Raw genomic sequence first — 13,794 nt, forward strand, 5'->3', positions numbered from 1 at the left:
TAGAAGGGGTGGGCGGAGGGGACGGGGCCGCCGCCACGGGGGAGGAGGAGAAGGCGGGCGACCGGCATGTCCGCGTGCAGGCGGAGGGTGGCCGGGCCGTGGTTGACGAGCTCCAGGGCCAGATGGCCGGACCACCCGGGCAGGACGTACGGGCTGGTGATGTGGACGGCGAGGCCAACGCGGGCCAGGTGGCTGAGGCCGCCGATCACGCCGAACACGTCGGGTCCGAGGGTGAGCGGCTGCGCGACCGGGACGATGACCATCTGCTGGGGGCGGAGGTTGTAAGTGGTCCAGTTGTCGATCTGCACGCCGTAGAGGGCGTCGATGCTGGCCTGGTCGGCCAGGTCGACGATGCCGTAGCGGGGTTCGTGCAGGGGCTGGATTACCTTGCCCAGCGTCAGCAGCAGGCCGTCGCCTCGGAGTTCCCCGGGCCAGCTCACCCCTCCCGTCTCGGCGAGGTGCTTGATCGACTCGGCTGAGAGCATGGGTCACCCCTGGGCGTGAGGCAGTGGAGTGGAAGGACGCCATCGGATCGAAGGCGCCTGAGAAAATGTTCCCTTGGTTAGCTCGCCATGTCTCCATGTCCGACCGAACATTTAGAGGTTTTCTGGGCGTGAAATGCGGTGAAGTCCACTACTCATGTCCGCTCGGACAGTGCAAGCTATGGGTGCTTGGCGGCGCCGCCGTCACGCAGGGGAGGGAAGCATGCGCTCGTTACCGTCCGGACCGCTGACCGTGCCCGGACCTGAGGGGTTCAGAGGCGATCTGCTGGGCTGCTCACCGCACTTGTTGGATCTGACCTGGGACCAGATGCGCACGCTGGTCGTCGTCCACGAGGAGGGCACCGCGCTGGCCGCGGCCCGGATCCTCGGGCGGGAGCAGTCCAGCGTCCAGAAGCAGCTGGACATCCTCAACCGCAACTTCCAAGCGCTGACGGGCGAGTTGCTCGTGATCAAGCAGGGCCGGGGCCGCGAGCTGCTGTTCACCCCGACCGGGCTCGAGGTCGTCGACCGCATCCGGGCCACATTCTCCGACTGGCTTCAGGGCATCGCGGCGTCCCGCCGGCGGCTCGGCAGCCAGCTGACCGTGGGCACGACGGAGTTCACCCTGGGGTTCCTCGGGCGGGTGTGGGAGCGTATCGAGCCGGAGTTCATGGAGCGCGAGGTGGAGCTCAAGGTGGTCCACGTACGCACCCGCGACTTCCGGCAGCGGCTGGACTCCAACCAGGTGGACCTGCTCTGCGGAGGGATGGCGGCGCCGGCCGACGGCGGGCTCGTCGCCCCAGAGTACGACTTCTTGGAGTGGCACCGTGAGGGCCTGGCCCTGCTGACCAACCTGCCCGTACGCGAACTGCCGGCCCGGAAGGTCGGCGTGGAACGGCTGCGCAACCTCCCGCTGGTCATCCCCTCCCGCGGGGTGATCGCGGACTTCGTCGAGCACTGGTACGGCCCGGACTTCCGCGCGCACCTGCAGATCGTCGCCGAGATCGACGACATCTACTACGGCCTGGCCCTGCTGCGGTCCGGCATGACCTACGGCTGTATGCTCTGCGCCCGGTCGATAGGCGAAGCCGCCGTTCAAGGCCGGCTGCCCGGCGGCGAGGGCTTCCGCCTGGTCGACTTCGCCGACGACTTCGACCCCGTGCTGGAGCTGGTGAGCGGGGTGTTCGCACGCAAGGGTGAGCGCGACTCCTACGGTCCCTCCCACCCGCTGAACATCCTGTGGGAGGCCTTCCGCGAAGAGGCCGCCTCCGGCCGTCCGCTGCCTCTGTGACCCGAAGGAGCCCATTCATGCTGCTCGCCTCGATCAACCTGAACAAGCGCATGGGCGCGGACAGTGCCCGAGCCCGCCTCGCTGCCTGGCTGCGGTTCTGCGACGTGGCGGTCGTCGTCGCTCAGGAGCCGTACAAGCCGGCCGACCGGCGGCCGCCGGCTCTGCCGGGCTACGTCTTTGCCGGCGGCGACGGCCACCTGGCCGCCTGGGTGCGCGAGGACGTTCGGGTACCGGTCGTGTCGGCGCCGACGGATTGGGCCCAGCGCCTGGAGCTGGGCTGGCTCAGCGTCGTGCAGGTCCATCTCGACGCGTACACGAGCGCTGCACGCGCGTCTCAGCTCGTCGACCTCGCGTCGATGGCCGCGGGCGAGAAGGGGCGGCCGTTGCTGATCTGCGGGGACTTCAACCTGGCGCCCCGGCCGGAAGACGGCGTCTACGGCGACGAAGTCAGCGGCTTCACGGCCGACGCCGAGCGCAAGGCCCTCGAGCAACTGCTCGACTCCGCCGGCCTAGTGGACACCACCAAGGGCGAGGGCGATCCAACGTTCACCTTCGAGCGGACGTTCTCCGGCCGGCTCAGCCGATTCCGGTGCGATCTGGCCCTACTCAGCGACCACCTGGCGCCCGAGACCCCGATCACCACGGATGGCACGGTGCGGACTGGAGAGCAGGCGTTCACAGACCACTCCGCCCTGCTGCTCGACCTCCCGGTCACGCCCGACGCGGCGGACCCGCCGGAAGACGTCCTGTTCTCGATCGTGGAGCTGACCGGTGCCGATCCGGCTCCCGGCACGCACCGGGCCTATCAGCCACACAAGACGGCGATGAGCCGTCCGGGCCCGTCCCCCGCTGCACGGGCCGTGACAGCCACCCTGACCGGCCCGCTTGGCGTTACGACGCTGCTGGACCACGGGTGCGGACGGGGAGCGGACGTGGCGCACTACCGGTCCGCCGGGCTGGAAGCGGACGGCTACGACCCTCATGCGGACTTCGGGTGGCCGCGGCCCGAGCGCGGCGGGTACGACCTGGTGACCCAGGCGTTCGTCCTGAACGTATTGCCCAACCCCTGGGAACGCGTTCGTGCCCTCCAGGACGCAGCATCGTTCGTACGGCCTGGAGGGCACGTGTTGGTGGTGACTCGGTCACCCGAGGAGATCACGAAGGCGGCGGCTGCCGGGGGCTGGGCACGGCACCATGACGGCTTCTGGTCCAGCGAGGGCAAGGGGACCTTCCAGCGCGGCATCAGCGCCGAAGAGGCCGTGCTGCTCGGCCGGCACGCAGGGCTTGCGCCCGCAGGGAATCCTGCGCCGAGGCTCTTGCTGTCCGGGGTGAGCCATGTGCTGCTCGGCAGGGTGGCGGGCTAGATGACGGTCTGGGCCGACGGCCGCTCCATCAGCGGTTGCCGGTCCAGACGATGCGGTCGGCGAAGCCTCCGCGCTGATCGGCCTTGTCCTGGCGGATCTTCTCCAGCTGCTGCTGGTCGATGCCGTAGTCGGCGGCCAGGGCGTAGACGACCTCCATGACGTCAGCGAGCTCGTCCGGCGCCGTGGTCGCGTCCGCTTCCTGGACCTCGCGGACCTCCTCGGTCAGCTTCGCGTGGAGGCGAGCCCGGTATTCCGCTGGCTCCGCCACGTAGACCTTGGGCTCGAATCCGTCTTCGCGGATGATCTCCGGAATCCGGTCCCGGACCAGCTTGCCTTCGAGCAGCACGTTCTCTCCCGCACCAGTTCGCCTGTGGTAGGCAGCGAGCCCACCGTCGTGTTGTTGGAGCCTAGAGACGGCGCCACGTGCGCCGCCGTGAAAACCACAAATCCCACCCGATGCATTCACCCGGGCGCTCACTCGCCGACGGCAGAGGTCACCTGCCGCAGCGTGCCTTCGGCCCACAGCTCCGTTCCCGTGGCGACCATCAGGTCGAAGTGGTCGATGTGCTCCGGTGCGCGCTGGAGACAGGTGAGCACTCCACTCGGACCGTGATGCCGTCGTACGGCCGCCCAGCCGCACGTCCTTTCGAGGTACCACGCGACATTCATGTCTCGGACCGAGCACCTGATCCACGCGGGCGGCTGGTCCTGGCGGGCGGCGTAGTCGCCGGCCCACAGCGTGATCAGCCGCCCAAGACGCCGGTGTTCCGGGTGCGTGTGGACCAGGCGGAGCCCCCAGCTCGGCTCGGCGCGCTCGTCATCGGTCCAGGCACCGCCAGGGTCGCCGTGCTGCAGAGCGAGGGCGGCAACGAGCTGCTCGTCCTCCCACATACCGACGAGCTGGGTAGCCGGGTCGGGGGCGGACAGGAGGCGGAGAAGGACGCTGCCGTCGTCCCAGGTGGGCCTGCCTTCTCTCTCGTCGTGGTTCTGGCGGTCATGGATGAGGCGGGAGACGGGCTCCCGGTCCTCGTTGGTCAACTGCTGCATCAGGTACATGGTGGTCGTCTTCTTCTAGGTGGAGGGCTTGATGGCTACTCCGGCGTAGCCGGCGGAGTGGAAGTCGGGGGCTTTCGATTCGTGGTGGCCGGGCTGGTGCCGCGCAGTGGGGATGACACGGACGGGACCGCCGTAGAGGTCCTCCCAGTCCCCGAACAGCTCTGTGGTGAAGCTGCGGCCGCGGGGGTGGAAGGAGAGGCCGGCCTCGGCGTACACGCCCGTGAGCCGCTGGATCCACGTAGGGGTCATGTCCGCGGTTGCATGCGTGACGGACAGGGCGCTGCCGGGCGGCAGCCATTCACGTAGGGAGGCGACGCAGCGGCGTACGGCGTCGTCGTCCGGGATCCACGGGAAGACGTCGTGGGCAAGGACGGCGACCGGGCGGTCTCGGGTCACCGCGGCGTCCCGCATGAGCTGATCGAGCAGGTCGACCGTGTCCGTGATGTCTGCGAGGAGCGTTCGAGCGCGGGTCTGACTGGCGGTGGCCGCGATCTCGGTGCGCCGGGCGTTGACGACGTCGGGGTCGTTGTCGACGTAGGTGACGGACGCGGCATGCCAGCGCCGTTGCACGACCTCGTGGGTGTTCTGGGACAGGAGCGGACCGGCGGCGCCGTACGGGCCGTTCGCCGGATACCCGCACCCGAGGTCCAGGATCTGAGTGATCCCTCGCTGGGCGAAGACGTCGGTGATGAGCAGGTGGTGCTCACGGTTGATCCTGGCTGCCGCGGGTTGGCGAGGGAAGACGTTCCTGATGGCGCGCACGACGTCCTGATCGCCGTCTTGGGCGCTTCGTGCCCCGAGCCAGACAGCGGACAGTCTGGAGGAGCTGGTCTGCAGGGGAACCGGCTTCGCCATGGGTAGACGTTCATCGGCGAGGCTCACGTCGTCGTCCTCTCGCAGGTGCGGTCGGGTCCGGGGCTGACTCGCCTCCCGCAATCGCCGCCGGGACGTAGTAGCCCGGACCGTACGGTCCATGTGCGTCGAAGCGGAGGGTCCCATCGGCCGTGAGGAACTGCAGGGCGCGCCGTACGTGGTGCGGAAGAAGTCCGAACTCTGCGCCGAGCAGACCAGTAGGCAGGGCCTGCTCCGGCACGTAGTGGCCGGCGCGGATCCGGTCGCGGACGGCACCGTGTAGGGCCCGGTCGCGGGGGTGCGGTTCCCGCGGGCGCAGCCGTACCGGCAGAGTGCCGGTGTGCAGGGCGATCTCACCCAGGGCGTCCAGGCGCAGGAGTCCTTGGAGCACGTGTTTCTCCGGCAGCTCCAGGGCCCTGGCCAATTGCTTGGTGCTCGGGATGGACGCGCCTGGCGGGTACGTGGTGGTGACGTGCCGGTGCACGATCAGGCAGGCGCGGTCCAGGACCCGCATGCTCTCGGGCCTCGGCGCAGCGGATGGACCGGCGTTCATACCGAGGCCGCTTGAGGTGTGACAGCGGCAGGCCCTCGCGACCGTTGCCTGGCCCACCTGGTCGGAGTGGAACCCGCTGACGTCCCGCCGACTGCCGGCGCCGAGGTTGGATCGGAGGGAACGGCCAGGGCCTCGTCAACGACCTCTCCCGTCATCCAGGCCAGTCGGCGCAGGAGACCAAGATCCTGGGTGTCGAGGCGCAGCTGGTCGTGGACCTCGCGAAGCAGGAAGCGTGCTCGCGACCGAGTCTGTTCCGTGAGCCCCGTCCGGATCTGGCGGGAGGCGCGGTCCGTCAGCGAGCTGAGGGCCACCGCCACGCTGACGGTCAGCGGCCGGACGTCGCGCGGGTCGAGGGCATCGTCGAGGACACGATTGAGGGTGTCCCACAGCTGGCTGTCCTCGCCGGTGATGTCCTCGTATCGCGAGACTGTGAGGGCGCGCAGCAGACGCCAGGCAGCCGCTTCCGCCTCAGGGGCGGTCTGAAAGGTTCCGGCGTGCGCCCCAGTGCCCGTCCATGGAGGCGGAGAGGGTAAGCAGGTTGGCGGTGCGGGGATTGGTAGTGACAGACCCACGGGAACTCCTCGGGCAGGTGAAATGGACGTTGGGTGCCATCGACGGGCGGGGGAGCCAGCGCTCACCGGGCGCGGTGTGAGGCCCTGCCGGGGCGCAAGGTCTCGTGCCGGGTCTCGACCGCCCTTATGGGGCACGGCCGTGGAGGGCCCGGCCGGAAGCGTCACGAGCGATCGGTCCCGGTTCGTGCGATCGGGCGAGTGCTTCCGGTGCGAGCTGCCCAGGCAGTCGGTCGGCGATCAGCAGGTAGGCGCTGATGACCTTCCCCCTTCCGTCGGGTCTGGGGGAGGCACTCCAGTGGGCGGTCAACTGCGTGACGATGGACAGCCCGCGGCCGTGCTCCGCCAGGGTGTCCGAGAAGGAGGCCCTTGGAATCGGGGGCGCGGGATTGGGGTCCGCTACCTGGGTGATCAGCGCTTCTCCGGGGACCAGCGTGAGAGCGACCATGCATTCGCCCGTCGAAGCGTCCGGCTTGGCGTGTCTGACGGCATTGGTGACCAGCTCACTGCAGACCAGCGTGGCAGCGTACTCCAAGTCCGGATGGCCCCAGCAGGCCAACTGGTCCGCGACGAAGTCCCTTGCAGCCTTTACGGATTCACGGCGGCTGGCGAGGTTCACACAGGCCGAGATGGCGGTGGGGGAGGCCAGCGCCTCGAGCATGTTGCCGCGCGTGATCTGGTGGGAGTTCATCGCTTCACCTCGTTCCTCTTCCGCGGTCGTGGACGGTCCTGCAGAGCGTTCGGGTGGACGCCGGGGATGGCCGAACTGCAGCCAACGAAGTGGCCCTTGCGGCTACCGTTACGCTCAGCGAACCGTGATTCACTCGGTGTGGGTATCCCGTGGAGGGTGCGGTACCGCGTAAGGCGCGTAAAGATCGTTTCGTGGACGGGAGCTTCCGGTGCCGCGTGAGCGCAACACCCTGCTGGAGGGCTTGCTGAGGCAGCTGGGCTGGTCGCAGGCAACGACCGCCCGGCATCTGCAGCGTGTGGCAGCCGAGGTCGGTGCCGACGACGTGAAAGCGGTGTCGGCCTCGCATGTCAACCAGTGGGTTCGCGGATCGCACCCTGAGCCGCCGGCGACCCGTATCTTGTGCGAAGCGTTGTCGCGAGGGCTGAGCAGCCGAGGGATCCATCGGGTCGTCACGGCAGCCGACATCGGGCTCAAAGACCCTGATGAGAAAGCAGGTTCGGCGACTCGGGACAGTGACTCGATCGCACAGCTCGTCGATCTCGGGGGGACCGACTTGGACCTGGAGCGCCGCCGCACCCTGAAGGGTGCGGCCTTCTCTCTCGCGGGGATGTTCCTGCCGTCCGATCGATGGTGGCAGGACACCGTCACTGCAGCTCAGAAGCGGAAGGTTTCGGACGAATGGCAGGTCGGCCCGGACGAAGTGGCCGCCGTACGGGAAATGACGCAGCTGCTTTCCCAGCGTGAACAGCGCCGAGGCGGCCAAGACGGTCGCTCCGCCCTCGTGGCCTACCTGCGGACCGATGTCGCCGGATACCTCGGCGGCCGATTCCCGGATCACTGCACGCGGCAGGAGATGTTCACCGCGGCCGGCGAACTGGCATACCTGGCAGGCTGGACCGCCTTCGACTCCTCCGAACACGCCCTCGCTCAGAAGTGGCTCGACGTTGCCCTTCGTCTGTCTGCCGAGGCCGACGACGCTCCCCTGGCCGGCCACATCCTCCGGGCCCAGGCGCACCAGACCCTAGACCTTGGACATCCCGCCCAAGCCCTTCGGCTGGCCGAAGCCTCCGTCGCCCACCGCCGCTACACGGATGCGAGCCCCCGCGAACGCTCCCTCCTGGGAGTCGTTCATGCACGCAGCCTGGCGGCATCCGGCCACAAGCAGCAGGCCATTGCTGCTCTGCTACGCGCCGAAGACGACCTGCGCCACGCCGAAACCGGAGACGACGAGCCTGGCCGAGTCTTCTTCTTCTCCGAGGCAAGCCTCGCGCATGAAACGGCCCGCACCCTGCAGGGCCTCGGAGATTTCCGCGGAGCTGAACGTGAGTTCCAGCGCAGCGTCCGCACCCGCCGCGCCCAGCCTTTCGCCCGCACCCACGCAGTCACCCTAGGCCTCCTGGGCGCGGTACAGATACAGCGTGGTGCTGTCGATGCGGCCTGTGCCACCTGGTCCCAGGCCTTGGACACCATGCAGGGGGTCCAGTCCGGTCGGGCCTTGGACACCGTGGTCCAGATGCGCCGTTCTCTGTCTCCGTACCGAGGCCGCGGAGGAGCATCGCTGGCCCAACTGGACGATCGCGCCCGCACGGTGATCAGCCGGGTACGCTGACCGCGCCATCACAGCACCGGCGCGGACCGGGGAACGCCCAGGCCTTGCTGGTAGTCGTAGGGGAGGATTTCGTGGACGACCCGATCACGTTGGAGGCCGTCGCTCATGTCGTCGGCGGCCACGAGAAGCCGGCTGACGACTACCAGGGCGGAGTTGAATCGATCATCCGCCTTCGCCCTGACTTCCCGCTGGATACCTTGCAAGGCCTTGAGGAGTTCTCCCACCTGATCGTTACCTGGCGCTTCCACCTGGGATCCGATGCCGACCTGCACCTTGGAGCCCGCAGCCCCCGGAACAACCCGGAGTGGGAGCCCACCGGCACCTTCGTGCACCGAAACCACCGGCGCCCCAACCGTATGGCGACCAGCTTTCCCCGGCTGCTCAAGGTCGAGGGGCGGGATCTGCACGTCGCCGACCTTGACGCCGTCAACGGCACCCCGATCTACGATCTCGGCCCTTACTTCGAGCAGATGGGACCGCGCGGCCCCATCGCTGCCCCGGCCTGGCCGGCGGTGATGCTGGAGCACTACTGGGACCCTGCTGCTGATCGACCCTGACCCTGGGGGAGGAGGCGGAGGACGATGCCTGCTGGGCCTCTATGCCCCTGGCGTGGCGGGGCCTCAGCGCCGCGGCCGCCAGCGCGTGAACAGCGCTCACCTGTGGCCGGAGCGCCGGTCTGCAGGCTCCGCACGCCAGCTCGGTTGGTGGTTCAAGCTGCCAGGCCAAGGTCGAGGAGCTTGGCGGCTTGCCCGAGGGTGCCAGGCATGAGGTGTCGGTAGGTCTTGAACGTGATCTCGATGCTTTTGTGCCCCATCCACTCGGCTACATCCGTGATCGCAATGCCATGACTTAGGCAGTTCGACGCGAAGAAGTGACGCATGCTGTAGATGACCATGCCGTCGGGGATGTCGAGAGCCTGTGCCTTGCGAAGACGCTGCCATTGGTTCTGAAAGAAGTACGGCTGGAATGCTTGGGATTGGTCTTTGGGATGTCGAAGTAGGTAGCCGTCGGTAGTGCCGTGCTTCTCGGCGTGCCATTCGATTGTCTTTCTGACCAGCATCGGCAACGGGATGTCACGATATTCGCCCTTCTTACGATGCTTGATCGGCTCGTATTTTCGTGTGGTTTGGTTTACTTGCTCGGTGACTCGGTAGATGTCATCGGCCACGATGTTGTTCAGGTTGACCGCGGCCGCTTCGCCGTTGCGCAGGCCGCAGCCGCTCATGAGGTCTACGAGCAGGCGGAAAGAGTCGTCGCCCTGGCCGCGTAGCGATGCCAACTGAGGTGCCGTAGGGATCACTGCGCGCGTGGGGGAGTATTGGGGATGCTGGACCCCAGTGATCGGGCTCTCCTCGTAAACTCCAAGGCGGTGAGCATCCAGAAGGATGGTGGCGAGTTTGTCGAAGGCGTTTGACTGGGCGGCTGAGCCTACGTCGTGCGCTTCCATGTGTCGCACGAACTCGTCCACAACTTTGTGATCGAATGAATCCATTCGTCGACTGCCGAAGAACGGCAGCAGATGACACCCGAGAAGCGAGTCCAGTTGCTTGACAGAGGACTCTGCCAAGTGTCTTTGCCCACCTCGCCATTCGGTGGCGTACTCGGAGAACGTCATCCGTCCGTACCTTGTGGCGCGTTCCGCCTTTGACCGGCTTCCCGTGCCTCTCCTTGCCCGGTACGCCTCGGTGAGCCTTCTTACGGCTGCTTCTTGGGTGGCAAATCCGGACTCCTGGGTTTGGCGTCCCGAGGGGTTGCGATATCGGATCTTGTAATCGTGGGGGCACTTCGACCATCTGCTCAGTGGGTGGTCGCAGGCTTTGAAAAAAGTTCCCATTCCCCGGGGCAGGCTTCTTGCTGTCACAACTTCTTCTATCTGGTCCTGTGGGTCGTGAACGTAAGACGTCTCTCAATTAAGTGCGACGCTCTGTTGGTCGATCCATCTTTGGACCTCGGATACGCGGAACTGCATCTTGGCGTTGCGCCCGGTGCCAAACTTGTAAGCAGTCAGTCCAACTCGGGCTGCCTCCCGGTACACCCATGGAACCGACATGTTCAGATGTTGTGCCAGTTCCCTGGCTGTCATGAACTGCGCGGGCATGCTGCTCCCTTCGCCGCGGACTGGGCGTTCTCGTGTTGCCATGGTCCGCAGATTCCCCGGTTTCGGAAACCGGGGATCGTCGGCTATGTAGGGAGGGCAACGTGTGCGTCGGGTAGCTGTACTCGATGGAGCGAGTCTTCGACCGTGAGCGGTGTGCGGAGCAGTCGTGACCGCGCCGGCTGCCCTGTCGGCGATGCGCACAGGCTCATGCGGTGAGCCCCAGGTCCAGGAGCTTGGCCGCGCTACCGATCGAGCCGGGCATGAGGTGGCGGTAGATCTTGAACGTGATCTCGATGCTGTTGTGGCCCATCCATTCGGCGACGTCGGTGATGGGGATGTTGTGCCGCAGGCAGTTCGAGGCGAAGAAGTGGCGCATGCTGTAAATGACCATGCCGTTGGGTATGTCGAGTTCGCCCCGCCGCTTCAGGCGCTGCCATTGGTTCTGCAGCAAGTAGGGCTGGAAGGGCCGGGTGGGGTCGCGTGGGTGGCGAAGCAGGTAGCCGTCGACGTTGCCGTACGTGTCGGCGTACCACTCGATGGTGTTCCTCGTCCGCGCCGGCAGCGGGACGTCGCGGTACTCGCCGGCCTTCCGGTGCTTGAGGCGGTCGTACGTCTTCGTCGTCTGGTTGACCTGCTGCGTGACGCGGTAGACGTCGTCGGCCACGAGGTTCCTGAGGTTGACCGCGGCCGCTTCGGCGTTGCGGAGGCCGCAGCCGCTCATCAGATCCACCAGGAGCGTGAGGGTATCGTCGCCGGCGACACGTACGGCCTGGAGCTGTTCCGGGGAGGGGATCACGGCCCGCTTGGGGTCGTATTGGGGAGGCTTCACTCCTGCGAGCGGGTTGTCGTCGAAGAGTCCCAGCCGGTGCGCGTCGAGGAGGATCGACTTCAACTTGTCGAAGGCGTTCGACTGGGCTGCCAGACCGACACCGTTCCGCTCCATGGTGCGTATGAACCCGTCGACGACCTTGTGGTCGAAGCTGCTCATCCTGCGGCTGCCGAGGGCCGGGAAGATGTGGTGCTGCAGGAGCGAGTCCAGGTGACTGAGGGACGCCGGCGCCAGGTGTCGCTGGCCGTCCTTCCACTCCGCCGTGTACTCCCGGAGCCGCATGGGCCCGTACTTCGCGATGCGCTCGGCCTTGGCGTCTTGCCTCGGCGCGGCCTTCCTGGCCTTGTAGAGAGTGGTCAAACGGTTGATCGCCTCGTCCTCCGTGGCGAACCCCGACTCCTCGGCCTGTCTCCCGCCGGCGTCCCTGTAGCGGACCTTGTAGGGGTGGAGGCACTTGGCCCACCGGGAGGGGGAGTGCTCGCACTCCTTGAAGTAGCTGCCCATTCCTCGCGGGAGCGTCTTGGCGGCCATCGCTGCGGCCTCCTCGGATTCCGATGCTGACAGTTTGCTGACCGTCAGCGATCCGGGACCCATTTGACCTGCGAAAACGTCGTGCTGCACCGAGATGTTCTGGAACTGGATCGGCCGCTCCCACGAGGAGATCGCCCAGGCCCGCGAGGACTGGACGAACGGCACCCGCTTCGGCGAGGTCAAGGGCTACGCCGGACCGCCGATCCCGGCCCCGGATCTTCCGCCGACTCATTTGAAGCCGCGAGGAAGGGTGCGCTGACCTGCGATACGGGTGATCCTCACCTTCGAGCGGAGGGCCCGTGCCACGTCCAGGTCGAAGGATTCGGTGCTGGGGGTCAGCATCGCTGCGGCGGCTGTGGCCACTCCCAGGGCGCAGGCGCTGACGGGGTCCGCTCCGGCGACCAGCTCCGTGGTGAGAGCGGCGACCATGCTGTCGCCCGCTCCTGCGTCGCTCAACGGCTCGCCGGGCAAAGGCGGCGCGTGGAGCTCGGTGTGGCCGTGGCGCGTCGAGCACAGGGCGCCCAGAGCTCCGAGAGTGGTGACGGCGATCTCGGCGGCCCCTGTGGTGACGAGGTGCTCGTTGAGGGCCCGGGCGTCGTCGAAGGTCCTGACGGTTCGGCCGGTGAGACTCTCCGCCTCTGTACGGTTGCACCTCAGCAGGAACACGCCTTCCCCGAGCGCTTCACGAAGCGCGGGCCCGGAAGTGTCCAGGATCAGCCGGGACCCGGCTTCTTCGACACGTCGGGCGACGCCCCTGTAGAAGTCGTCGGGCAGGCCGTCGGGCAGGCTGCCGCTCGCCACGACGTACGGGTGACTGCCGCCGGCCCGCTGCAGCGCCTCCAGGCACCGCTGCCCCTCGCGGTCGTGCATGCGTGGGCCGGGTGGCACGATGTGGTGGCTGCGCCGCGATTCGGCCTCGACCAGTACGAGAGCTTCGCGGGTGTCGTCGTCGATGCCGACGGCGACATGGTCGATGCCTTCTTCGTCCAGCAGCCGATCGAGGCGCCGGCCCAGCTCGCCCCCGGCGGTGTGGACCGCGGTGGCCGGTACTCCGAACCTCATGAGGTGACGGGCGACATGGATTCCGCCGCCGCCGGCGGCCACTGACCTGACCCGGGCACGGTTCTTGCCGATGAGTTCCAGGTGGTCGACCTCCCAGCAGAGATCGATGGTGGGATTCATCGTCAGAGTGAGAACCGATGGTCCGGCCCCGCTCTCCGCTCCCCGCCGCCGGGGGAGAGGTGCTGGGGCCTGGCCGTACCCGGTGTGCATGCAGGTCACCTCCGGGGACAGCGACACGTCTCCATCGGCTTACATCCTCGGACAGCTCGGCCTCACCTGCATGCCGGCTCAGAGGAGGCTCACCGGCACTCATGATCCGGCGCGGGCGCCCAGCCGGCAACGGACGTCCACGACGCCCTCGACCGACCGGGCGAGGCGTTCTGCCACCGGGATCAGGTGGTCGTCCCGGACGCTGCCGGTCAGCGTGGCTATTCCTTCGGTGACGTCGACCCTGATCCCGTCGTGGGAGATCGGGAAGAGGCGTTCGACGACGCTCCGCCGGATCTCGTCGGCGAGGTCCTCGTCGGTGCGGAGGAAGACCTTGAGGAGGTCGGCGCGGCTGACGATGCCTTTGAGGGTGCCGTCGGCGTCGACGACCGGGAGCCGCTTGACTCATGGCCGGCCGGCACAGTAGGCGACTCAAGGGTGTCCGCGGCGGCGCCCCCCTGCCCCGCAGCGTCGGCCGCGCCGACCTCCGCAGGGGCCGCCTCCGCACCGACGAGGACCGCGGCGACGCGCTCCGGCGGTGCGTCGCCAGCCGCATCGTCCCACCCTCTAACGCCGGGCTCAGGGGCGGCGCCACCGCAG

At 67.6% G+C, this 13,794-nt stretch carries 14 protein-coding genes and 2 pseudogenes; 5 read left to right on the plus strand and 11 right to left on the minus strand.

What is annotated here, in order from left to right:
* On the minus strand, positions 1–485 hold a 485-nt coding region (locus EF918_RS22990; protein ID WP_221889739.1), incomplete at its 3' end, for a hypothetical protein.
* A 220-nt stretch (positions 486–705) separates the two neighbouring features.
* On the opposite strand from EF918_RS22990, the gene EF918_RS22995 reads away from it, so the two are divergent.
* Positions 706–1,773, plus strand: coding sequence for a LysR family transcriptional regulator (locus tag EF918_RS22995; protein WP_185921872.1), 1,068 nt, complete (start codon positions 706–708; stop codon positions 1,771–1,773).
* Between the two features lie 17 nt (positions 1,774–1,790).
* Entirely contained in the window at positions 1,791–3,137 is a 1,347-nt protein-coding gene (locus tag EF918_RS23000; RefSeq protein ID WP_125649957.1) for a methyltransferase domain-containing protein, read from the plus strand.
* Positions 3,138–3,165: 28 nt separating this feature from the next.
* Here the strand turns inward: EF918_RS23000 and EF918_RS23005 are convergent, their stop codons facing one another.
* From EF918_RS23005 to EF918_RS23025, 5 genes are all read right to left on the minus strand, one after another.
* Positions 3,166–3,483, minus strand: a complete 318-nt coding sequence (locus EF918_RS23005; RefSeq protein ID WP_260610523.1) for a nucleoside triphosphate pyrophosphohydrolase — start codon at positions 3,481–3,483, stop codon at positions 3,166–3,168.
* Positions 3,484–3,611: 128 nt separating this feature from the next.
* Positions 3,612–4,184, minus strand: coding sequence for a hypothetical protein (locus EF918_RS23010; RefSeq protein ID WP_148141255.1), 573 nt, complete (start codon positions 4,182–4,184; stop codon positions 3,612–3,614).
* Positions 4,185–4,208: 24 nt separating this feature from the next.
* Entirely contained in the window at positions 4,209–5,168 is a 960-nt protein-coding gene (locus EF918_RS23015; protein ID WP_312847857.1) for an SAM-dependent methyltransferase, read from the minus strand.
* Complete coding sequence (locus EF918_RS23020; RefSeq protein WP_185921874.1) at positions 5,059–5,559, minus strand: GntR family transcriptional regulator; 501 nt, start codon at positions 5,557–5,559, stop codon at positions 5,059–5,061. The genes EF918_RS23015 and EF918_RS23020 overlap by 110 nt, the downstream gene beginning before the upstream one ends.
* A gap of 735 nt (positions 5,560–6,294) precedes the next feature.
* Entirely contained in the window at positions 6,295–6,858 is a 564-nt protein-coding gene (locus EF918_RS23025) for an ATP-binding protein (protein WP_125649969.1), read from the minus strand.
* A gap of 208 nt (positions 6,859–7,066) precedes the next feature.
* Between EF918_RS23025 and EF918_RS23030 the strand changes: the two genes are divergently transcribed.
* Both EF918_RS23030 and EF918_RS23035 read left to right on the plus strand, forming a co-directional pair.
* Positions 7,067–8,467 carry a Tat pathway signal protein gene (locus EF918_RS23030; RefSeq protein WP_260610524.1) on the plus strand — a complete coding sequence of 467 codons (1,401 nt, stop codon included), beginning with the start codon at positions 7,067–7,069 and terminating at the stop codon, positions 8,465–8,467.
* Between the two features lie 71 nt (positions 8,468–8,538).
* Positions 8,539–9,024, plus strand: coding sequence for an SAM-dependent methyltransferase (locus EF918_RS23035; protein WP_260610525.1), 486 nt, complete (start codon positions 8,539–8,541; stop codon positions 9,022–9,024).
* 152 nt (positions 9,025–9,176) lie between these two features.
* On the opposite strand, the gene EF918_RS23040 is transcribed toward EF918_RS23035, so the two are convergent.
* The 3 genes from EF918_RS23040 to EF918_RS23045 all read right to left on the minus strand — a co-directional run bounded on the left by EF918_RS23040 (position 9,177) and on the right by EF918_RS23045 (position 11,925).
* Positions 9,177–10,082, minus strand: a complete 906-nt coding sequence (locus EF918_RS23040; protein ID WP_260610527.1) for a tyrosine-type recombinase/integrase — start codon at positions 10,080–10,082, stop codon at positions 9,177–9,179.
* 291 nt (positions 10,083–10,373) lie between these two features.
* Positions 10,374–10,607 (minus strand): helix-turn-helix domain-containing protein, encoded by a 234-nt coding sequence (locus tag EF918_RS39330; RefSeq protein ID WP_369009102.1) that lies wholly within the window; start codon positions 10,605–10,607, stop codon positions 10,374–10,376.
* A gap of 163 nt (positions 10,608–10,770) precedes the next feature.
* Entirely contained in the window at positions 10,771–11,925 is a 1,155-nt protein-coding gene (locus EF918_RS23045; RefSeq protein WP_260610528.1) for a tyrosine-type recombinase/integrase, read from the minus strand.
* Between the two features lie 94 nt (positions 11,926–12,019).
* On the opposite strand from EF918_RS23045, the pseudogene EF918_RS23050 reads away from it, so the two are divergent.
* A pseudogene (locus EF918_RS23050) lies at positions 12,020–12,184 on the plus strand (pirin family protein); the annotation flags it as partial.
* Here EF918_RS23050 and EF918_RS23055 read toward each other — a convergent pair.
* Positions 12,154–13,197: a 1-phosphofructokinase family hexose kinase gene (locus EF918_RS23055; protein WP_260610529.1), complete on the minus strand. Its 1,044-nt coding sequence runs from the start codon at positions 13,195–13,197 to the stop codon at positions 12,154–12,156. The pseudogene EF918_RS23050 and the gene EF918_RS23055 overlap by 31 nt on opposite strands.
* A 99-nt stretch (positions 13,198–13,296) precedes the next feature.
* Positions 13,297–13,599 (minus strand): annotated as a pseudogene (locus tag EF918_RS23060) (BON domain-containing protein); the annotation flags it as partial.
* Between the last annotated feature and the right edge of the window lie 195 nt (positions 13,600–13,794).

Origin of the sequence: Streptomyces sp. WAC06614 (assembly GCF_003949795.1) — a bacterium.
In the GTDB taxonomy this organism is placed as follows: domain Bacteria; phylum Actinomycetota; class Actinomycetes; order Streptomycetales; family Streptomycetaceae; genus Streptomyces.